Annotated in this window: 17 protein-coding genes; 9 read left to right on the forward strand and 8 right to left on the reverse strand. The window is 72.0% G+C overall.

Going from position 1 to position 19377, the window contains the following annotated elements; translation table 11 throughout:
- Positions 1 to 261 precede the first annotated feature (261 nt).
- Positions 262 to 1770 (forward strand): VWA domain-containing protein, encoded by a 1509-nt coding sequence (locus ACFYZ4_RS38145; RefSeq protein ID WP_390786160.1) that lies wholly within the window; start codon positions 262 to 264, stop codon positions 1768 to 1770.
- A 92-nt stretch (positions 1771 to 1862) separates the two neighbouring features.
- Here ACFYZ4_RS38145 and aspS read toward each other — a convergent pair whose 3' ends face one another.
- The gene (gene aspS / locus ACFYZ4_RS38150; protein ID WP_351289832.1) at positions 1863 to 3680 is read right to left on the reverse strand and encodes an aspartate--tRNA ligase; all 1818 of its coding nucleotides are present in this window, start codon (positions 3678 to 3680) and stop codon (positions 1863 to 1865) included.
- A gap of 158 nt (positions 3681 to 3838) precedes the next feature.
- On the opposite strand from aspS, the gene ACFYZ4_RS38155 reads away from it, so the two are divergent.
- Both ACFYZ4_RS38155 and ACFYZ4_RS38160 read left to right on the forward strand, forming a co-directional pair.
- Positions 3839 to 6097: a SpoIIE family protein phosphatase gene (locus ACFYZ4_RS38155; protein WP_384346377.1), complete on the forward strand. Its 2259-nt coding sequence runs from the start codon at positions 3839 to 3841 to the stop codon at positions 6095 to 6097.
- Positions 6098 to 6135: 38 nt separating this feature from the next.
- On the forward strand, positions 6136 to 7242 hold the full coding sequence (locus tag ACFYZ4_RS38160; protein ID WP_390786161.1) for an AI-2E family transporter: 1107 nt from the start codon (positions 6136 to 6138) through the stop codon (positions 7240 to 7242).
- Positions 7243 to 7281: 39 nt separating this feature from the next.
- Here the strand turns inward: ACFYZ4_RS38160 and ACFYZ4_RS38165 are convergent, their stop codons facing one another.
- The 4 genes from ACFYZ4_RS38165 to ACFYZ4_RS38180 all read right to left on the reverse strand — a co-directional run bounded on the left by ACFYZ4_RS38165 (position 7282) and on the right by ACFYZ4_RS38180 (position 10363).
- A complete protein-coding gene (locus ACFYZ4_RS38165) occupies positions 7282 to 8274 on the reverse strand; it encodes a pirin family protein (RefSeq protein ID WP_351289838.1) in 993 nt (330 codons plus the stop codon).
- Between the two features lie 118 nt (positions 8275 to 8392).
- Entirely contained in the window at positions 8393 to 8755 is a 363-nt protein-coding gene (locus tag ACFYZ4_RS38170) for a hypothetical protein (protein WP_390786162.1), read from the reverse strand.
- Positions 8756 to 8876: 121 nt separating this feature from the next.
- A complete protein-coding gene (locus tag ACFYZ4_RS38175) occupies positions 8877 to 9845 on the reverse strand; it encodes a DUF5937 family protein (protein ID WP_390786163.1) in 969 nt (322 codons plus the stop codon).
- Positions 9846 to 9904: 59 nt separating this feature from the next.
- Positions 9905 to 10363 (reverse strand): SseB family protein, encoded by a 459-nt coding sequence (locus tag ACFYZ4_RS38180; RefSeq protein WP_351289844.1) that lies wholly within the window; start codon positions 10361 to 10363, stop codon positions 9905 to 9907.
- A gap of 172 nt (positions 10364 to 10535) precedes the next feature.
- On the opposite strand from ACFYZ4_RS38180, the gene ACFYZ4_RS38185 reads away from it, so the two are divergent.
- The 3 genes from ACFYZ4_RS38185 to ACFYZ4_RS38195 all read left to right on the forward strand — a co-directional run bounded on the left by ACFYZ4_RS38185 (position 10536) and on the right by ACFYZ4_RS38195 (position 14651).
- Positions 10536 to 12362, forward strand: a complete 1827-nt coding sequence (locus tag ACFYZ4_RS38185; protein WP_351289942.1) for an acyl-CoA dehydrogenase — start codon at positions 10536 to 10538, stop codon at positions 12360 to 12362.
- A gap of 166 nt (positions 12363 to 12528) precedes the next feature.
- A complete protein-coding gene (locus ACFYZ4_RS38190) occupies positions 12529 to 13257 on the forward strand; it encodes a hypothetical protein (protein WP_351289846.1) in 729 nt (242 codons plus the stop codon).
- Positions 13258 to 13358: 101 nt separating this feature from the next.
- The gene (locus ACFYZ4_RS38195) at positions 13359 to 14651 is read left to right on the forward strand and encodes a M18 family aminopeptidase (RefSeq protein WP_351289848.1); all 1293 of its coding nucleotides are present in this window, start codon (positions 13359 to 13361) and stop codon (positions 14649 to 14651) included.
- Between the two features lie 19 nt (positions 14652 to 14670).
- On the opposite strand, the gene ACFYZ4_RS38200 is transcribed toward ACFYZ4_RS38195, so the two are convergent.
- Complete coding sequence (locus tag ACFYZ4_RS38200; RefSeq protein WP_390786164.1) at positions 14671 to 16518, reverse strand: NHL domain-containing thioredoxin family protein; 1848 nt, start codon at positions 16516 to 16518, stop codon at positions 14671 to 14673.
- 123 nt (positions 16519 to 16641) lie between these two features.
- Between ACFYZ4_RS38200 and ACFYZ4_RS38205 the strand changes: the two genes are divergently transcribed.
- On the forward strand, positions 16642 to 17028 hold the full coding sequence (locus ACFYZ4_RS38205; RefSeq protein WP_390786165.1) for a hypothetical protein: 387 nt from the start codon (positions 16642 to 16644) through the stop codon (positions 17026 to 17028).
- Here the strand turns inward: ACFYZ4_RS38205 and ACFYZ4_RS38210 are convergent.
- On the reverse strand, positions 16981 to 17508 hold the full coding sequence (locus ACFYZ4_RS38210; RefSeq protein WP_351289855.1) for a DUF4240 domain-containing protein: 528 nt from the start codon (positions 17506 to 17508) through the stop codon (positions 16981 to 16983). The genes ACFYZ4_RS38205 and ACFYZ4_RS38210 overlap by 48 nt on opposite strands.
- A 28-nt stretch (positions 17509 to 17536) precedes the next feature.
- Positions 17537 to 18340, reverse strand: a complete 804-nt coding sequence (locus tag ACFYZ4_RS38215; protein ID WP_351289857.1) for a hypothetical protein — start codon at positions 18338 to 18340, stop codon at positions 17537 to 17539.
- Between the two features lie 32 nt (positions 18341 to 18372).
- Between ACFYZ4_RS38215 and ACFYZ4_RS38220 the strand changes: the two genes are divergently transcribed.
- Together ACFYZ4_RS38220 and ACFYZ4_RS38225 are read left to right on the forward strand one after the other, a co-directional pair.
- On the forward strand, positions 18373 to 18891 hold the full coding sequence (locus ACFYZ4_RS38220) for an LURP-one-related/scramblase family protein (protein ID WP_390786166.1): 519 nt from the start codon (positions 18373 to 18375) through the stop codon (positions 18889 to 18891).
- 109 nt (positions 18892 to 19000) lie between these two features.
- The gene (locus tag ACFYZ4_RS38225; RefSeq protein ID WP_390786167.1) at positions 19001 to 19369 is read left to right on the forward strand and encodes a hypothetical protein; all 369 of its coding nucleotides are present in this window, start codon (positions 19001 to 19003) and stop codon (positions 19367 to 19369) included.
- Positions 19370 to 19377 lie beyond the last annotated feature (8 nt).

The raw sequence follows: 19377 nt of genomic DNA on the forward strand, positions 1-19377 counted from the left end.
CGTGTGTGGAAGCCGGACGCCACGAAAGGCGACCCTGCCGAAGATCCAGCCGGGCGGCCGATAACCTTACGTGTCCACTCTGGGCAGGGATCAACCGCGCAGCACGGACAAATGACGCACGCACTCATGCGAAAGGCCTGGCCCATGGGTATTCGGAGCTTGTTGCGCAAGGTGTTCGGACGGACTGAAGAACCCGTTCCGGACACTACGGACGCCCCCTCGGCCGCTGTCCCCAACCAGGCGGAACGTACCCCCCTGGACGTGGCCGCAGATCTGGTGGCGGCGTCCTTCGACAACCCCACTGTTCCTCCTCAGTCCGCTCCGCGGGACCGCGAGCCCGGGACGGTCCTCACGGCCCCCGCCCCGGCCGCGGACCCCACGGTCCCGGAAGCCCGCCGCGCCCCGTCGCCTGCCGCCCCGCCTGCGGCGACGCCCGGCCCGGAATCCACCCCGCCCGCAGCGGACCAGCCCAAGGCCCCGGCTCCTGCGGAGCCCGAGCCGACTGCCGCGGCGGCCGTCGCGGAGCCGGAGGCAGAGGCAGAAGCCGAGCCGCCGGCTGCCGAAGCGGACGTCACCGCGCCCGAAGCGGAAGCGGAAGCCGCCCCGGCGGCCGAGCCGGAGCCGCAGATCGCCGAGGCCGCTGAGCCGGAGGCGGCCGCCCCCGCGGCTGCGGAGCAGCCCGAGCCGGCTGCCGCCGAGGCCACCACCACCGCTCCCGCGGAGCCGGAGGCGGCCGCCCCGGCCGTTGCGGAGCCCGAGCCGGCCGCCGCCGAGGCCGTCGCAGAGCCGGAGGCACAGCCCCTGGCCGAGGTCGCGCCGGAGGCGGACGCCCCCGCCGCTGCGGAGCAGCCCGAGGCCGAGCCGGTGGCGGCAGAGGCCGACGTAGTCGCGCCGGAGGCGGAGCCGGCAGAGGCCGAGGTCCCGGCGGAGCCCGAGACCGCGCCGCAGGCACAGGACGAGCCGGCGGCGGCCGAGGCGACCGAGCCCGAGGCGGAGCCGGCGGCAGCCGAGGCCACCGCCCCGGAGGCGGAGCAGCCCGAGGCGGAGCCGGTGGCCGCTGAGGCCGACGTACCCGCGCCGGAGGCGGACGAGGTCGAGGGGGCCACCCAGACGGCCGCGCACGCGCCCGCCGTCGTCCGGCGTCGGGCGCCCGAGATCGCCGGCGCCTACAAGGCCGCCGGCCAGGTGCTCCGCGGGAAGGGGAAGGCCGGGGCGCGGGCCAAGGTGTACCTCGTCCTGGACCGGTCCGGGTCGATGCGCGGCTTCTACAAGGACGGCAGCGCGCAGTACCTCGCCGACCACGCCCTCGCCCTCGCCGCGCACCTCGACGACGAGGCGACCGTGCACACCGTGTTCTTCTCCACGGAGCTGGACGGCACCGCCGACCTGGCCCTCGACACCCACGACGCGTCCTGGGTCGAGGCCCGCCACGCCGAGCTCGGCCGGATGGGCCGCACCAGCTACCACGTGGCCGTCGAGGCCGTCGTCGAGCGCTACCAGAAGGACGGCGGCGAGGGCCCGGCCCTGGTCGTCTTCCAGACCGACGGCGCTCCCGACAACCGTCAGCCCGCCCGTCAGGCGATCACCGACGCCGCCGCCACCGCGCCCGGCATCCACTGGCAGTTCGTCGCGTTCGGCGAGCACGACAACAAGGCCTTCGACTTCCTGCGCAAGCTGGACGCCGAGAACGCCGGCTTCTTCCACGCCGGCCCGGCCCCCGCCGAACTCACCTCCGCCGCCCTCCTCAAGGGCATCCTGGAGCGGTTCTAACCGGAACACGACGAAGGGCCCGGGATCCAGTGGATCCCGGGCCCTTCGTCACATCACGGCGACAGCGGCAGCGGCAGCGGCAGCGGCCGCGATCAGCGCGCGGCGTCCGGGTGGACGGCCTCCGCGATCGGCTTGGCGTCCGCCGCCTTCGTCTCGACCGGCTTGCGCAGCGCGATGTTCAGCTCGCGCAGACGGGCCTCCTCCAGGACCGTCGGCGCGCCCATCATCAGGTCCTGCGCGTTGCCGTTCAGCGGGAAGGCGATGGTCTCGCGGATGTTCGGCTCGTCGGCGAGCAGCATCACGATGCGGTCCACGCCCGGGGCGATGCCACCGTGCGGCGGGGCGCCGAGGCGGAACGCGCGCAGCATGCCGGCGAACTCGCGCTCGACGGTCTCCGCCTCGTAGCCCGCGATCTCGAAGGCCTTCAGCATGACCTCGGGCTCGTGGTTGCGGATGGCGCCGGAGGACAGCTCGATGCCGTTGCAGACGATGTCGTACTGCCACGCCAGGATGTCGAGCGGGTCCTTCTCCTCCAGGTCCTTCATGCCGCCCTGCGGCATGGAGAAGGGGTTGTGCGAGAAGTCGATCTTGCCGGTCTCCTCGTCCTTCTCGTACATCGGGAAGTCGACGATCCAGCAGAAGCGGAAGACGTTCTCCTCGAACTGGCCCGCGCGCTTGGCCGCCTCGACGCGAACGCCGGACATGATCTTGGAGACCTCGTCGAAGTCGCCCGCGCCGAAGAACACCGCGTGGCCGGGGGCCAGGCCCAGGCGCTCGGTGAGGACCTTGACGTTCTCCTCGGTGAGGAACTTGGCGATCGGGCCGGTCAGGGCACCGTCCTCGCCGACGCGGACCCAGGCGAGGCCCTTGGCGCCCAGCGAGATCGCGTACTCGCCGAGGCCGTCGAAGAACTTGCGCGGCTGCGCGGCGGTGTCCGGGACGGCCAGCGCGCGGACGTGCTTGCCGGCGAACGCCTTGAACTCCGAGCCCTCGAACACGTCGGTGATGTCGACGAGCTCCAGCTTGGCGCGCAGGTCGGGCTTGTCGTTGCCGTACTTCAGCATCGACTCGCGGAACGGGATCCGCGGGAACGGCGAGGTGACCTCGCGGCCGTTGCCGAACTCGGTGAAGAGCTGGGTCATCAGGCGCTCGATCGGCTGGAAGACGTCCTCCTGCTCGACGAAGGACATCTCCACGTCGAGCTGGTAGAACTCGCCCGGCGAGCGGTCGGCGCGGGCGTCCTCGTCGCGGAAGCAGGGCGCGATCTGGAAGTAGCGGTCGAAGCCGGAGATCATCAGCAGCTGCTTGAACTGCTGCGGGGCCTGCGGCAGGGCGTAGAACTTGCCCGGGTTCAGGCGGGACGGCACGACGAAGTCACGGGCGCCCTCGGGGGAGGTCGCGGTGAGGATCGGCGTCGCCATCTCGTTGAAGCCGAGGGCCACCATCTTGGAGCGGATCGACGCGACGACGGCCGAGCGCAGCATGATGTTGCGGTGCATGCGCTCGCGGCGCAGGTCGAGGAAGCGGTACTCCAGGCGCCGCTCCTCGTTCACACCGTCGTCGGTGTTGATCGTGAACGGCAGCGGGGCGGAGGCGCCGAGCACCTCGACCTCGGAGACCTCGATCTCGATCTCGCCGGTCGGCAGCTCCGGGTTGACGTTGTCGGCGCCGCGGGAGACGACCTTGCCGTCGATGCGGACGACGGTCTCCTTGGTGACGCTGCTCAGCGCCTCGTTCGCCGCCGTGCCCGGCCGGGCGACGAGCTGCGTGATGCCGTAGTGGTCCCGCAGATCGATGAAGAGGATGCCGCCCAGGTCTCGACGGTTGTGCAGCCAGCCGCTCAGTCGGACGTCGGCGGCGACGTCAGAAGCGCGGAGCTCGCCGCAGGTGTGGGACCTGTACCGATGCATCAGTCATCCAGTTCTACGCGATACCAGGGTGGATTCAACCGTCCCAAGGTTACCGTCCGGGAGGGTGACGGGTCGGGCACTCCCTCCAGCCTGCGCAAATGCGCCCGGCGCTCCCTCCTGACAGGCACTTGACGGATATGACCTGTAAAGATGGCCGGGTGCGCACCGAGGACGTCCTGGCCGCCATCGCGACGGGCCTGTGGCGGTGGGACAACGCCTCCGGAACGGTCACCCTCGACGGTGAGGCCGCCCGGCTCCTCGGGCTGCCCGCCGAGCCCGTGGTGCTGCCGGAGGTCTCCGTACGGTCCCGTTTCCACCCGGTGGACTGGAACGAGATCAACGGGATCGTGAACCTGGCGGTCGCCGAGGGCACCCTCGCCGAGGCCCGGCTGCGGATCATGGACGTGGACGGGCGGGTCCTGCGGACCGTGCGCAGCCGCTCCAAACCGCTGGAGAGCCGCTCCGCCGACGGGCGCGTGGACTACGAGCTGATCGGCACCATCCAGGAGATCGCCGAGCCGCAGCCCGGCACCACGGCCGCCCACACCCCCATCACGGGCGACTGGCGGCGCTCCCGCGAGGCCTTCCTGCTGGACGCGGGGCGAGCGCTGGCGGAGGCCCGGTCCACGGCCGAGGTGCTGCGCGTCGCGGCCTCGCTGTCCATGCCGGGCTTCAGCCCGGACGGGCTGGCCGTCTTCGGCGTGGCCGGGGACCGGCTGTCGATCATCGGGCACCACGGGCACGATCCGGGGGACGAGGAACCCTTCACGGACATGCTGCTGGAGACGGACTACCCGGCCGCGGAGGTCGCCCGTACCGGCCGGGCGATCTACCTGTCGACGCCGGAGGACTACAAACGGCGGTTCCCGGCCACCTGGCCGCTCGCCCAGCGCTTCGACCGGGTGTCCTGGGCCTTCCTGCCGCTGACCGTCGCCGGGCGGACCATGGGCGCCTGGATGGCCGCGTTCAAGCACCCGGCGTCGTTCTCGCCCGACGAGCGGTCCGTCCTGACGACCGTGGCCCGGATGCTGGCCCAGGCGCTCCAGCGCGCCGGAGTGGCCGAATCCGAGCGGGAGCTCACCACCGGCCTGCAGCGGTCGATGATGCCGCAGCTCGGCCCCGAGATCCCCGGCATGCAGATCGCCGCGCGGTACGTCCCGACCGGCGGCGGGCTCCAGGTGGGCGGCGACTGGTACGACATGATCCCGCTGCCCTCGGGCCGGTTCGCGCTGGTCATCGGCGACGTGCAGGGCCACGACGTCCGGGCGGCCGGACTGATGGGCCAGCTGCGGATCGCCGTACGGGCGTACGCGTCCGAGGGCCACCGGCCGGACGCGGTGCTCTCCCGCGCCTCCCGCTTCCTGGCCGGGCTGTGCGCCACGCAGGAGTCCGATCCGTACGAGGCCGCGGGCGCGGGCGGCGGCACCGGCCCGGGAGCGGCCGCCGAGGTGGACGCGGACTTCCAGAGCCCGCGGTTCGCGACCTGCCTGTACGTGGAGTGCGACCCGAAGACCGGGATGCTGGAGGTGGCCCGCGCCGGCCACCCCGACCCCGCGATCCGGATGACGGACGGCACCGTCCTGATGCGCCCCACCGCGGGCGGGCTCCCCCTCGGGATCGTCCCCGACACCGACTACCCCACCACCCGGTTCACCCTGGAACCCGGCGAGACGATGATGCTGTGCACCGACGGGCTCATCGAGACCGGCGGGCACGACCTGGACACGGGTTGGGCGCGGCTGCGCGCGGTCCTGGAGTCCGACACCCACGGGGCCGTCGGCGCGCCCGGGCCGGAGTCCCCGGCCGCCGGACGCTTCGAGCCCCCGCACCTCGAACGGCTGGCCGACCTGCTGGTCCAGGCCGTGCACGGGCCGTCCTCGCACCACACGACGGGTCCGCTGGCCGACCGCCGCGAGGACGACATAGCCGTGGTGCTACTGTGCCGCGAGGGCGAGGGCCACGGCTGCGACTGCGGCACCCCGCCGGCGCACCCGGCCCGCCCGGCGCGCCGCACGGTGCTGACGGTGGCCCAGGACGAACCGGAACGGATCGCGGGCGCCCGCCGCCAGGTCCGCGAGCTGCTGCACGACTGGGCCGACGCCGACCAGGTGGACTCGGCGGAGCTGATGGTCTCCGAGATGGTGACGAACGTACTGCTGCACACGGACGGCGACGCGCTGCTGGTGGCGGAGGCGGTGGGCGAACTGGGCGCGCGCCGGCTGCGCGTGGAGGTCGCGGACGGGAGCGACGAGCTCCCGCACAAGCGGCACCCGGGCGAGATGTCCTCCAGCGGCCGCGGGGTGCTGCTGATGGAGATGCTCGCCGACACCTGGGGCGTGGACCCGCAGGGCGAGGGCAAGTCGATCTGGTTCGAGCTGCACGAGCAGTCGAAGACGGGCCCCGACCAGGCGCTGTGAGCCCCGGGCGGGCGGGGCGGGCCGTGATTGGATAAAGCGTGCCCAATCCCCCCGTACCCCTTCTGCCGGAGCCCGTTCGGCGGCTCGCCGCCTGGTGCGGGGTCGTCCTGGTCGTCACGGCGGTCCTGGCCGTCGCCATCTGGCTGTGCGTGGTCTTCCAGACCGCCGTCACGCCGGTCCTGCTGGCCGTGCTCGGCACGGCCCTGCTCGGGCCGATGCACCGGCGCCTGATCCGCATGGGGATGAACCGCTCCCTCGCGGCGGCCCTGACCTGCCTCGCGGTGGTCGGCTTCGCCGGCGGGGCCACGTACGTGGTCGTCCTCGCGCTCGTGGAGACGGGCGACGAGATCGTCGACGCGCTGCGGCGGGCCGGCCGGACGCTCGCCGAGCACTTCGGCGCGGTGGGGACCTCCGTGGAGGACATCACCGAGAACTCCAAGGAGCTGTTGGAGAAGTTCGGCGGCACGGCCGCCTCGGGCGTGGTCGCCGGCCTGAGCGTGGTCGGCTCGGTGATCGCGATGGCGCTGCTGGCGCTGGTGCTGATCTTCTTCTTCCTGCGCGACTCCCACCGTGCGGTGGGCACGCTGCGCTCGCTGGTGCCGAGCCGCTCGGGCGATCTGATGGAGGCCATGGGCCGGCGCGCCTTCGAGGCGGTCGAGGGCTTCATGCGCGGGACCACCTTCGTGGCCCTGGTCGACGCGGTGCTGATCGGCGCGGGTCTGCTGGTCCTCGACGTGCCGGGTGCGCTGGGGCTGGCCGCGCTGGTCTTCGTGACCGCCTACATCCCGTACCTGGGCGCGTTCCTCTCGGGTGCGGTGGCGGTGCTCGTCGCCTTCGCCGACCGGGGCTGGATCATCGGCCTGTGGGCGCTGGGCCTGGTGCTGGTGGTCCAGATGATCGAGGGGTACGTGCTGCAGCCCGTGGTGCAGAGCCGCACGGTGCAGATGCATCCGGCCGTCGTGATGCTGGCCATCACCGCCGGGGCGAGCGTGGCCGGGATCCTGGGGATGCTGCTGGCGGTGCCGGTGACCGCGGCCCTCTTCGGGGTGGTCTCGGAGCTGCGGGCCCGGTACGCCGACGCCGGGGCCGACGCCGGGGCCGGGACGGCGCCGCCCGGTCCCGCGGACCCGGCGGACGCCGCGTAGGGCGCGACGGGCTCCCGGCCGGGAGCCCGTCGGAGCCGGTCAGTCCTCCGCGTCGCCGGCGCCGCGGTGGCCGAGTCCGGTGCGCGCGGTGGTGGGGATGCGGCCCAGCCGGCCGGCCTGGAAGTCGTCGAAGGCCTGCTGGAGTTCGTGCTGGCTGTTCATGACGAACGGACCGTAGTGCGCCATCGGCTCCCGGATCGGACGGCCGCCGAGGAGCACGATCTCCAGGTCGGGGGCGTTGGAGTCCTGGGACTCGTCCGCCCGCACCGTGAGCGAGCCGCCCTCGCCGAAGACGGCCGTCTGCCCGGTCTGCACGGGCCGGCGGTCCTCGCCGACGGACCCGCGCCCGGCCATGACGTACGCCAGGGCGTTGAAGTCCTCGCGCCACGGCAGGGTGATCTGCGCGCCCGGCGAGACGGTCGCGTGGATCATCGTGATCGGGGTGTGGGTGATGCCCGGGCCCTGGTGGCCGTCGAGCTCACCGGCGATCACGCGCAGCAGGGAGCCGCCGTCCGGGGTGGTCAGCAGCTGGACCTGGCCGCCGCCGATGTCCTGGTAGCGCGGGGGCATCATCTTGTCGGAGGCCGGGAGGTTCACCCACAGCTGGAGGCCGTGGAACAGCCCGCCCGACACGACGAGGGACTCCGGCGGGGCCTCGATGTGCAGGAGGCCCGATCCGGCGGTCATCCACTGCGTGTCGCCGCCGTTGATGACTCCGCCGCCGCCGTTGCTGTCCTGGTGGACGAAGGTTCCGTCGATCAGGTACGTGACGGTCTCGAAGCCGCGGTGGGGGTGCCAGGGGGTGCCCTTGGGCTCTCCCGGCGCGTACTCCACCTCACCCATCTGGTCCATCATGATGAACGGGTCGAGGTACTGGTAGTTGATACCGGCGAAGGCGCGGCGCACCGGGAATCCCTCGCCCTCGAACCCACCGGGCGCGGAGACGACGGCCAGCACCTTGCGCGGGACGGCGGCCTGCGGCTCGGCCACGCGCGGGAGGGTCAACGGGTTCTCAACAGTCACTGCGGGCATGGTCAGGACCTCCTTCTGCGTCGAGTTTAGTTGAAACTCGAACTTTCTGCCACACCCCACGGAACAGGAGCGGCCCCGAGGGAATTCCCCCCGGGGCCACCGTGTGCTCAGGCGCAGGTCAGCAGTGGTCGAGCCCGTACCAGTCCGGGTGCGCGTCGAAGGCCGAGGACGTGTTCACGACCTGAGCCGGAACGAACCCGAACGCGCCCCGCACGTCCCCGCGGGCGCCGTACCAGGTGTTGTTGTTGCCGCCGTGCCAGTCACCCGTGGTCCAGCAGTCGAACTGGCTCGGGTTGGTCTTCAGCGTGTCCGCGTACGGCGCGTCGAAGCCCGCCCACCGGTACATGTCGACGTTCGGGGTGTTGCCGCAGTACAGCGTCCCCCCGCTCACACCGCAGCCGGCGGCCTGCGCGGGCGACGCCGCCAGGACCCCCGTACCCAGCGCCATCACCCCCGTGGCCGCCACAGCCGCGAGCTTCATGCGAAACGACGTACGTGACATCGCAGTCTCCCTGTCCGTAGGAGCGGGCGTCCCCCGCAGCACCGATACTCGGGAGCCCCGGCCACGGCCGCGATGGTTTCGGGCAGGGCCGAAGGGTGCGTCAGCCGCCGCTGCGCAGCAGGTCCACGCCCAGGCCCGTCACCGAGTGCAGCACCGCCCTGCCGTCCCGCTCGGTGGTGATCAGCCCGGCCGCGCGCAGGGTGCGGGTGTGCTCGGAGACCGAGGGCAGGCTGATGTCGAGGTCCCGGGCCAGTTCGCTCGTCGTGCGCTGCCGCACCAGCTGCTGGAGCACGGCCGCCCGGGTGCGGCCCAGCAGGGCGTCCAGTGCGCCCTCCGCGGGCCCGGCGCCGACCAGGGGCAGCGGGGTCAGCGCCGGGTACATCAGCACGGGCGGCCCCTGCGGCCCGCCCGGGCCCTGCGCGACCAGCGGACGCCCGGTCCAGAACGGCGAGGGCATCAGCAGCAGCCCGCGCCCGCCGAGCCGGACCTCGTAGTGCGGCGGCCGGTCGACCTCCAGGACGGTGCCCGACCACGCGGCCCGCGGGTCCGTACTCGCCAGGCACGCCTTGATCCCGTGGGTGGCCAGCAGCCGCGTGCGCCAGGCGACGTCCGCCTGGAAGGACTGCCGGATCCGGGCCCAGTGCGGGGCCACCACGACCTCGTGGCCGGCCCTGAGCGCCCCGCCCAGCTGGTCCCACGCCTCCCGGTCCCGGCCCCACAGCGCCCGCAGCCAGGAATCCGGCCCGGGCGCCCGGGCCGCGGCGCGGGCGAGCTGCGCGCCGGTCAGCGCCGGCGCGGCCTCCCGTACGGCGGTGAGCCCCTCCTCCAGCGTGGCCGTGTACGGCTCGACGAACTGGGGGTTGTCACCGTCCGGGCGCAGCAGGTCCAGCAGGGGGCGCACCCGGCCGGGCAGCTCGCGGCCGACCCTGCCCCGCCAGCGGCCGAAAACCGCCGGTTCGTCGGTGCGCTGCCAGGCGACCAGCGCCATGGCCAGCTCCACCATCGGCAGCGGCTCGCCCACGAAGGTGACGTTGAGCAGGTCCTCGGCCGTGAAGTGCACCCGCAGCATCGCCCCGCCCCCCGTCGGACTTCAGCCGGTACGGCCGGCCGCCTGCGCAGCGATGGCGGCTAGCCGTACATGCGGCGCATGGCGAACTCGACCATCTGCTCGACCGCCTTGGCGTCGAAGACCATCCGGTGGTCGCCCTCCATGTCGAGGACGAAGCCGTACCCGGTGGGCAGCAGGTCGATCACCTCGGCGCCGGTGATCACGAAGTACTTGGACTCCTTGCCGGCGTACCGGCGGAGCTCCTTGAGCGTGGTGAACATGGGGATGACCGGCTGCTGCGTGTTGTGCAGCGCCAGGAATCCGGGGGTCTCGCCGCGCGGGCAGTAGACCTTCGAGGTGGCGAAGATCTGCTGGAAGTCCTCCGCGGACAGGGACCCCGTGGTGAAGGCCCGCACCGCGTCGGCGAGCGACGGCGGCGATGGCTCGGGGTAGAGCGGCTGCTCGCCGTACCCGCCGGCCATCTGCTGCGGGGCGGCGTACTGCTGCCCTGCGCTCACGTTCTGGTCGTAGCCGTACATGAGGGGAAGACTACCGACCTGCCCGTCACGCCCGGACACGCATTTCCCGCCAGGCTTGACGCTGGTCACAGTCGCCAGGGGTTGCGTGTTATTACCGACGGGTAGCATCATTACGTTACCGATTGGTATGTACGAGGAACCTCTCTCCCCGAGCCTTAACGGAGCCGTCGCCATGGGGCACTACAAGTCGAATCTCCGCGACATCGAGTTCAACCTCTTCGAGGTGCTCGGCCGCGACAAGCAGTACGGCACCGGTCCGTTCGAGGAGATGGACACCGAGACCGCCAAGAGCGTCCTGTCCGAGCTCGCCCGCCTCGCCGAGAACGAGCTGGCCGAGTCCTTCACGGACGCCGACCGCAACCCGCCGGTCTTCGACCCGGCCACCAACACCGCGCCGGTCCCGGCCTCCTTCAAGAAGAGCTACGAAGCCTTCATGGACTCGGAGTACTGGCGCCTGGGCCTGCCCGAGGAGATCGGCGGCACCACCTCGCCCCGCTCCCTGATCTGGGCCTACGCGGAGCTGCTGCTCGGCTCGAACCCGGCCATCTGGATGTACTCCTCCGGCCCGGCGTTCGCCGGCATCCTCTTCGAAGAGGGCAACGAGGCGCAGAAGAAGGTCGCGCAGATCGCCGTCGAGAAGCGCTGGGGCTCCACCATGGTCCTCACCGAGCCGGACGCCGGCTCGGACGTGGGCGCCGGCCGCACCAAGGCCGTGCAGCAGGACGACGGCTCCTGGCACATCGAGGGCGTGAAGCGCTTCATCACCTCCGGTGAGCACGACATGGAGGAGAACATCCTCCACTACGTCCTCGCGCGCCCCGAGGGCCACGGCCCGGGCACCAAGGGCCTGTCCCTCTTCCTCGTCCCGAAGTTCCACTTCGACTGGGAGACCGGCGAGCTGGGCGAGCGCAACGGCGTCTACGCCACGAACGTCGAGCACAAGATGGGCCTCAAGGCCTCCAACACGTGCGAGATGACCTTCGGCGACCAGCACCCCGCCAAGGGCTGGCTGATCGGCGACAAGCACGACGGCATCCGCCAGATGTTCATGATCATCGAGTTCGCCCGCATGATGGTCGGCACGAAGGCCATCGCGACGCTCTCCACCGGCTACCTGAACGCGCTGGAGTACGCCAAGGAGCGCGTGCAGGGCCCGGACCTCGCGAACTTCATGGACAAGACCGCGCCCAAGGTCACCATCACGCACCACCCCGACGTGCGCCGCTCGCTCATGACGCAGAAGGCGTACGCCGAGGGCATGCGCGCCCTCGTCCTGCACACCGCGACCGTCCAGGACGAGATCCAGGTCAAGCAGGCCGCGGGCGAGGACGCCTCCGCCCTCATAGGCCTGAACGACCTGCTCCTGCCGATCGTCAAGGGCTACGGCTCGGAGAAGTCGTACGAGCAGCTCGCGCAGTCCCTGCAGACCTTCGGCGGCTCCGGGTACCTCCAGGAGTACCCGATCGAGCAGTACATCCGCGACGCCAAGATCGACACCCTCTACGAGGGCACCACGGCCATCCAGGGCCAGGACTTCTTCTTCCGGAAGATCGTCCGCGACCAGGGCGCCTCGCTGAACCTCCTCTCCGAGACGATCAAGAAGTTCCTGGCCGAGGCCGTCGGCGGCGAGGAGCTGGCCGGCGCCCGCGACGCGCTCGCCAAGGCCGCCGTGGACCTGGAGGCCATCGTCGGCCAGATGATCGTCGACCTCACCGCCACCGGCGAGGACGTCAAGAACATCTACAAGGTCGGCCAGAACACCACCCGCCTGCTGATGGCCTCCGGCGACGTGGTCGTCGGATACCTGCTGCTCAGGGGCGCCGCCGTGGCCGCCGAGAAGCTGGCGACCGCCTCCGCGAAGGACGTCCCCTTCTACACCGGCAAGATCGCCGCCGCGAAGTTCTTCGCGGCCGAGGTCCTCCCGGGCGTCTCCGTCCAGCGCGCGCTGGCCGAGGCCGTCGACAACTCCCTCATGGAGCTCGACGAAGCCGCCTTCTAGGCCGCGCGCGGGCACCGCCCGCCCGCCACACCAGTACGCCGTGTACGCACAGCGGCCGGGTCCCCACACGGGGTCCCGGCCGCCGGTGCATCCCGGCCCGGTCCGCCCCGGGGCCCCTGTCCTGCGGCTTTCCCCGATGTCAGTCGTTCATGGGACGCTCGTAGGCATGAGTCCACAGGATCAGCACGGCAGCAGGGGGTACTCCGTCCCCACCGGGCGCCCGTACGCCCTCAAGGAGCTGCAGGCGAGCCTGGGCAGTCTCGGCGACCACCTGCGCGAGCTGTACGACGGCGCCCACCCCGCCGAGTACGACACCATCGCCGACGCGCTGTACGTGGCCTTCCAGACCGCCGCCGGACTCGCCCCCGCCAGGAGCTACACCGGCTGCCCCGAGCACCCCAACGGTGCCCTCGATCCCGAGGCGCCCGACGGCTGGGGCCGCTGCCTCATCTGCAACGACCGGCGGCGCCTCGGACAGCGCCGGCACGGCGGCCCCGCCCCGGCCCCCGCCGGGGAACAGCGCCGCCTCGGATACCCCGTACCGGAGGGCCCGTACACCCTCCAGGCACTGCGCGCGTGCGTGCGCACCGTCGAGGACCAGCGGTTCCACCTGGGCCTGTCCTCCCCGGCCGAGGACTTCGTCCGCATCGCCGACGACCTCCACCGCGCCTTCATCGTCGCCCGCGAACTCTCCCGGCCGCGCAACGCCTCGGGCTGCTCCGAACACCCCGGCGCACCCATCGACCCCGACGCGCCCCCCGGTGAGGCCTGTATCTTCTGCGCCGGACGCAAGAGACGCGCGCAGCGCTCCCCGCAGACCCCGGAGATGCTCCCGCGCATCCGCCGGGGCGAGCGCAGACAACTGCAGCGCCGATTCGAGCGACCGCCGGGCTGAAAACCGACGGGACCGCAGACCACCCACCCTGCGGACCCCGACCTCCGGCCATCCGTCGCAGTCCGGCCATGGCGAACACGACCGTCGTTAAGGTGAACCACATGAGCTCTCCCGCCCGCTTCGACCGCGGCCACACCGACGATCTGATGACCTTCCTGACGGCCAGTCCGTCGCCGTACCACGCCGTGGCCAACGCGGCGGAGCGGCTGGAGAAGGCGGGCTTCAGGCAGTTGTCGGAAACGGACGCCTGGGATGCGGGCACCGGGGGCAAGTTCGTGCTCCGCGGCGGTGCACTCATCGCCTGGTACGTCCCCGAAGGCGCGGCCGCGCACACCCCGTTCAGGATCGTCGGCGCGCACACCGACTCCCCGAACCTGCGGGTCAAGCCGCAGCCGGACACGGGCTCCCAGGGCTGGCGGCAGATCGCCGTCGAGATCTACGGCGGCACCCTGCTCAACACCTGGCTGGACCGCGACCTCGGCCTCGCCGGCCGGCTGACCCTGCGCGACGGCAGCGAGCGCCTGGTGAACGTGGACCGCGCGCTGCTGCGCGTGCCCCAACTCGCCGTGCATCTGGACCGGTCGGTGAACACCGACGGCCTCAAGCTCGACAAGCAGCGGCACATGCAGCCGATCTGGGGCCTGGGCGACGTGCACGAGGGCGACCTGATCTCCTTCCTGGAAGAGGAAGAGGGCCTGGAACAGGGCTCGGTGGCCGGCTGGGACCTGATGGTCCACTCCATCGAACCGCCCGCGTACCTCGGCCGCGACCGCGAGCTGGTGGCCGGCCCGCGCATGGACAACCTGCTGTCGGTGCACGCGGGCGTCGCGGCGCTGGCGGCGGTGTCGGGCTCCGAGAAGCTCGACCACATCCCGGTGCTCGCCGCCTTCGACCACGAGGAGAACGGCTCGCAGTCCGACACCGGCGCGGACGGCCCGCTGCTGGGGAACGTGCTGGAACGTTCAGTCTTCGCGCGCGGGGGCTCGTACGAGGACCGCGCCCGGGCCTTCGCCGGCACCATCTGCCTGTCCTCCGACACCGGGCACGCCGTGCACCCCAACTACGGGGAACGGCACGACCCGACGCACCACCCGCGCGCCAACGGCGGCCCGATCCTGAAGGTCAACGTCAACCAGCGGTACGCGACGGACGGCAGCGGGCGCGCGGTGTTCGCGAGCGCCTGCGAGCGGGCCGGCGTGCCGTGGCAGACCTTCGTCTCCAACAACTCCATGCCGTGTGGCACCACCATCGGCCCGATCACGGCCGCCCGCCACGGCATCCAGACCGTGGACATCGGCGTCGCGATCCTGTCGATGCACAGCGCGCGCGAACTGTGCGGCGCGGACGACCCGTACCTCCTCGCCAACGCCCTGGTGGCCTTCCTGGAGGGCTGACCTCCAGGAAGGCGGTACGTCACTCCGCGGCGGCCTCGTCCATCCCGGCGAGGACGAGGGGCAGCCGGGAGGCGCCGTCGGCGGTGACCCGGACGGGCACGCCCCAGTCCTGCTGGTGGACGTGGCAGGCCGGGTACTCGTTGGCCGGGTCGTCGTCGCAGGACGCCGCCATCGCGGAGACGTGCAGCACGCCCTCGGTGACCTCCGGATTCAGCGCGAGCTCCCGGAACAGGTCCGTCCCGGCGCCCTCGCCCCCGGCGAGGAGCTCGGGCGGGGTCGAGGAGACGAGCAGCCGGGTGGACGGCCCGTAGCGGGTGTCGAGCTTCTGCCCGGCCGGCGCCTGGAACACCACGTCGAGCCGGAGCGTGCCGGACGCCACCTCGGTGGCGGCCCGCTGCGTCCGGTGCGCGACGGACTCGACCCGTACGGCCTCTTCCGGGAGCCGCAGCCGGGTCAGCCGGTGCCGGGCCGACTCGACGACCACGATGTCGTCGCCGACGAGCACGGCGTCGCTGGGCTCGCGCAGGTCGGTGGCGAGCGTGGACACCTGCCCGGTGGCGGGGTCGTAGCGGCGCAGCGCGTGGTTGTACGTGTCGGACACCGCGACCGAGCCGTCGGGCAGGGCGGTCACCCCGAGCGGATGCTGGAGCAGGGCCTGGCCCGCGTCCCCGTCCCGGTGCCCGAAGTCGAACAGGCCGGTGCCGACGGCGGAGGTGACGGCGTAGCCGGTGTCGGTGGGGTGGACGTACCGCAGGGCGCTGGTCTCGGAGTCGGCGATCCACAGCCGGTCCCCGGCGGCCGCGAGCCCCGAGGGCTGGGCGAACCAGGCCTCGGCGGCGGGCCCGTCGAGCAGCCCCTCGTTGGTGGTCCCGGCGGCGACGGCGACGGTACCGCCCTCCGGATCCCAGGTCCACAGCTGGTGCACACCGGCCATGGCGATCCACACCTTGCCCTGCCACCAGGCCACGTCCCACGGCGAGGACAGGTCCACGTCGAGGGCGGGGCCGGAGGTCGGCGAGCCCTGCCACCACTGGCGCCCGGTGCCGGCGACGGTCTCCACGTGCCCGGTGGCCGGGTCGTAGGTGCGCAGCGCGTGGTTGACGGTGTCGGCGACCACGACCCGGCCGTCGGGCAGCAGCGCGAGGCCCTGCGGCTCGCTGAAGGCGTCGCCGCCGAAGCCGCGCTCGCCGCTGCCGATGCGGCGTACGACGCTCTCCCCGTCGGCGTCCAGCTCGACGAGCTGGTGCCGCGTGGTGTCCGACACCAGCAGGTTCCCGCTCGGCAGCAGCACCGCCTTCCCGGGGAACCGCAGGTCGCTCGCGACCGGCTCCGGCGCCACGTACGGCCCGTCCCCGCGCCGCAGCGTCCCCTTGGCCTCGTGCTCGGCCTCCAGCTCCTCGACGAGCTTCGCGATGGCGTGCGCGTGCCCCTCACCGGCGTGCTGGGCGACGATGTACCCCTCGGGGTCGATCACGACGAGCGTAGGCCAGGCCCGCACCGCGTACTGCTTCCAGGTCGCGAGCTCGGGATCGTCCAGCACGGGGTGGTGCACCTCGTACCGCTCGACGGCATCGACGACGGCGGCGTGCTCGGCCTCGTGCACGAACTTCGGCGAATGCACCCCGATGATCACGACGGTGTCGCGGTGCTTCTCCTCCAGCTCCCGCAGCTCGTCGAGGACGTGCAGGCAGTTGATGCAGCAGAAGGTCCAAAAATCCAGGATCGCAATCCGTCCCCGCAGGTCGGCGAGGGTCAGCTCCTTCCCTCCGGTGTTCAGCCAGCCACCCTTGCCGATCAGCTCGGGGGCACGGACACGGGCACGTCGGGGCGCGGGCGCAGGGGTGGGCGCCGAAGCAGCATCGTTCATCCTTCAAGCTTGCCATCCGGGTATGAACGCCGGGTCACAGGTTCAGGTGCACCCGCGGGGGTGACGACGGGCGCGCGCGGGACACGTGGGAGCTGAAAGCAGGCAGCGAAGGAGGCGTCCGGCATGACCACCGCGCGGGAGTACGACGACGGGGTCGATGCCGAGCAGGCTCTGAAGTACGCCGTGCAGCGGGTCCGCGGAGGGCGTGCGGAGGTGCTCGAAGGGGTCATCGACTGCGTGTCGTACGGGTGGGACCACGAACACGCACGGAGCGTCCTGCGGGCACAGCCCGAATACGGCGCACCGCTCTATCTGCTGGTCGACCCGCTGGAGGGCAGTGTCACGCTGTTCGCGGGGCCCGGGCGGCTCGGGTACACCAAGGTGGACGGGCCGCATCCGTTCGGGACGCGGGTGCGGTTGCCCGCGCCGTTCGGGATCGACCTCGACACCGCCGGGCTCTGGCTACGCGTAGGCGAAGAGGGTGCTCAGGCGGGGGAGGCGGGGGGCTAGTTCGGCTGTGTCGTCGAAGTCGAAGTCCCAGGCCGGGTCCAGGGGCGGGTAGCTGATCGTGAAGGAGTCCGCCGGGAGTTCGCGGCCGGTGGCGGACTCGTAGGCGGTCCAGGCGATCGAGAGGGCCTCCTCGTCCCACAGTTCGAGGCCTTCGGCCGCGGCCTCGCGGACCGCCGGGTGGGCCGCCAGGGAGTCCGGGTCGGCGAGGGCCGCTTCGAAGGCCGCCCGGCCCTGGGTGAGGAGCCAGCCTCGGAAGTAGTCGAAGCCGTCGTCCGAGCAGCCGCCGTTGATCACGTAGGCCGCGGCCCAGAGCGGGCTGCGGTAGGACTCCGCCAGCAGGTCCCACAGCACCTGCTGGGCCGCGGCTATCTCCGCCGCCGGACGGGCCGCCAGCAGCTCGGCCGCCCGCCCCGCCACCTCGTCCGCCGCCGTGCCCGCGCGGGCCGTCTCGATCAACTGCCAGAACGTCTGCTTGTCCATGGGAAAAGCCTGGCACCCGGCACTGACATCAGCCGAGGAAGGAGTGGAGAGATCTTGTGAGCGATGTGATGAAGGTGTTCTGGACGTCCGCCGGGAGGAGGTCCAGCGAGAGGTAGGGGTTGAGGTCCTCCAGCTCGACGAGGAGCAGTTCGCCCGAGGGCGCCCGGCAGGCGTCGACGCGCTGGATGCCGTGGTCGAGGGTGTTCCAGTCGATGAAGGCGCGGGCGAAGGCCAGGTCCGCCTCGGTCGGGGCGTAGCGCTCCAGCTCCCAGCGGCGGGCCGGGTCCGGGGCGTACAGCGCGTACTGGAAGGCGTCGTCGACGAAGTAGAACGACACCTCGTACGTGAAGTCGATGCGCGGCTGGATCAGCACGGCCCCGGCCGGGCCGTCCGGTGTCGCGGTGAAGGTGAGGCCGATGGAGTCGGCGCCCTGCTTCGGCTTGACCGCGTAGGTGGGGACCTGCGGCAGCTCCGAGAGCCTCGCCGGGTCGTCGATCGTCGGGATGACCGGGTAGCCGGCGGCCGTCAGGTCGAGGAGGTACTGCTTGCCCGCCATGTCCGCGCGGCCGGTGAGGGGGTTGTAGACCGGCGTGCCGGCGGCGAGGGCGGCGGCACGGAAGGAGTCGTAGGCCTCCTGGTAGTGCAGGACCGGGCCGCTGTTGCGGACGATCACCGCGTCGAAACCGAGCGGCAGGAGCGCCTCCGCGTCCGCGGGATGGCACAGGGCCAGGTCGAAGTCGGCCCGCAGCCGGGAGGTGAGGAATATGTCCTCGTCGCAGTAGCGGCGGCCGCGCGCCGGGTAGGCCAGGTCGGTCACGTAGAGGAGTGGCATGGCGGAAACCTATCGCGGGCACTGATCAGCCCATGAAATACCTCGTACGGGACAAAGTGCTGGCCATCGGGGACGACTACTGGATCGAGGACGAGGACGGGCGCCACGCCTTCCTCGTCGACGGGAAGGCGCTGCGGGTCCGCGACACGCTGGAACTGAAGGATCCGGACGGGATGATCCTGATCACCCTGCGGGAGAAGATGCTCAGCTTCCGCGACGCGATGACCCTGGAGCGCGACGAGCGGCGGTTGGCGGTGATCCGGCGGAAGAGGTTCTCGCTGCTGCGCAACCACTTCCGCGTGACCATGGCCGAGGGCACCGAGCTCGACGTCAGCGGGCGGATCCTGGACCGGGAGTTCAAGGTCGAGTACGACGGGGAGCTGCTCGCGCTGGTCTCACGGCAGTGGTACCGGGTCCGCGAGACCTACGCGGTGGACGTGGTCCGCGAGGACGCGGACGCGGCGCTGCTGATCGCGGTCGCGGTGTGCGTGATCCGGATGGCGGAGAAGGAGGGGGAGGGGGAGCGGGAGGACGACCCGGGTGCCGGCTGAGTACGGGACCGTGGCGAAGTGAGCATGGGCGCTCATGCCGCGGGCGTGCGGGGACGGCGAGGATCGTGCTCGTCCCCCCGGCTCGTGTACGTCCCCACGGAAGGAGCCCATGGTGAATCCCAGCACGTACGCGGCCTTGTACGGCCCGTGGCAGCCGACGCGGCCCGCCCCCAAGGAGCGGCCCGCCGTCGCCGTGCTCGCGGCCCTGCTGTGGACGGTCACCGCCCTCTCGTTCGTCTGGCTGGCGAGCCTGTTCTCCATCGCGCTCGTCTGGGGCGCGGCGGCCGGGCAGCCGGTGGGAGGCCTGCTGCTGCGCTTCCTCCTGGTGCCGGCGGGCGCGGGCGCCGTACTCGCCGCTCTCGCCTTCGCCCCCGGCATCCGCCGGATGGCCGTGTCGAGCCGCCTGCTCCTCCTGGGCGCCCTGGCCTGCCCGGCCCCCACCACCCTCGCGATCATGGTCTGTTTCCGCACCGCCTGAGCCGGCCA

Source organism: Streptomyces sp. NPDC001513, assembly GCF_042894695.1.
GTDB lineage: Bacteria > Actinomycetota > Actinomycetes > Streptomycetales > Streptomycetaceae > Streptomyces.

Bases quoted from the DNA above. Each gene is read 5' to 3' on its own strand.
- ACFYZ4_RS38180 (WP_351289844.1), bottom strand. From the start codon at position 10,363: ATGTACGGCTACGACCAGAACGTGAGCGCAGGGCAGCAGTACGCCGCC.
- ACFYZ4_RS38205 (WP_390786165.1), top strand. From the start codon at position 16,642: ATGACCACCGCGCGGGAGTACGACGACGGGGTCGATGCCGAGCAGGCT.
- ACFYZ4_RS38215 (WP_351289857.1), bottom strand. From the start codon at position 18,340: ATGCCACTCCTCTACGTGACCGACCTGGCCTACCCGGCGCGCGGCCGC.
- ACFYZ4_RS38185 (WP_351289942.1), top strand. From the start codon at position 10,536: ATGGGGCACTACAAGTCGAATCTCCGCGACATCGAGTTCAACCTCTTC.
- ACFYZ4_RS38195 (WP_351289848.1), top strand. From the start codon at position 13,359: ATGAGCTCTCCCGCCCGCTTCGACCGCGGCCACACCGACGATCTGATG.
- ACFYZ4_RS38170 (WP_390786162.1), bottom strand. From the start codon at position 8,755: ATGAAGCTCGCGGCTGTGGCGGCCACGGGGGTGATGGCGCTGGGTACG.
- ACFYZ4_RS38165 (WP_351289838.1), bottom strand. From the start codon at position 8,274: ATGCCCGCAGTGACTGTTGAGAACCCGTTGACCCTCCCGCGCGTGGCC.
- ACFYZ4_RS38190 (WP_351289846.1), top strand. From the start codon at position 12,529: ATGAGTCCACAGGATCAGCACGGCAGCAGGGGGTACTCCGTCCCCACC.
- ACFYZ4_RS38225 (WP_390786167.1), top strand. From the start codon at position 19,001: ATGGTGAATCCCAGCACGTACGCGGCCTTGTACGGCCCGTGGCAGCCG.
- ACFYZ4_RS38175 (WP_390786163.1), bottom strand. From the start codon at position 9,845: ATGCTGCGGGTGCACTTCACGGCCGAGGACCTGCTCAACGTCACCTTC.
- ACFYZ4_RS38220 (WP_390786166.1), top strand. From the start codon at position 18,373: ATGAAATACCTCGTACGGGACAAAGTGCTGGCCATCGGGGACGACTAC.
- aspS (WP_351289832.1), bottom strand. From the start codon at position 3,680: ATGCATCGGTACAGGTCCCACACCTGCGGCGAGCTCCGCGCTTCTGAC.
- ACFYZ4_RS38200 (WP_390786164.1), bottom strand. From the start codon at position 16,518: ATGAACGATGCTGCTTCGGCGCCCACCCCTGCGCCCGCGCCCCGACGT.
- ACFYZ4_RS38210 (WP_351289855.1), bottom strand. From the start codon at position 17,508: ATGGACAAGCAGACGTTCTGGCAGTTGATCGAGACGGCCCGCGCGGGC.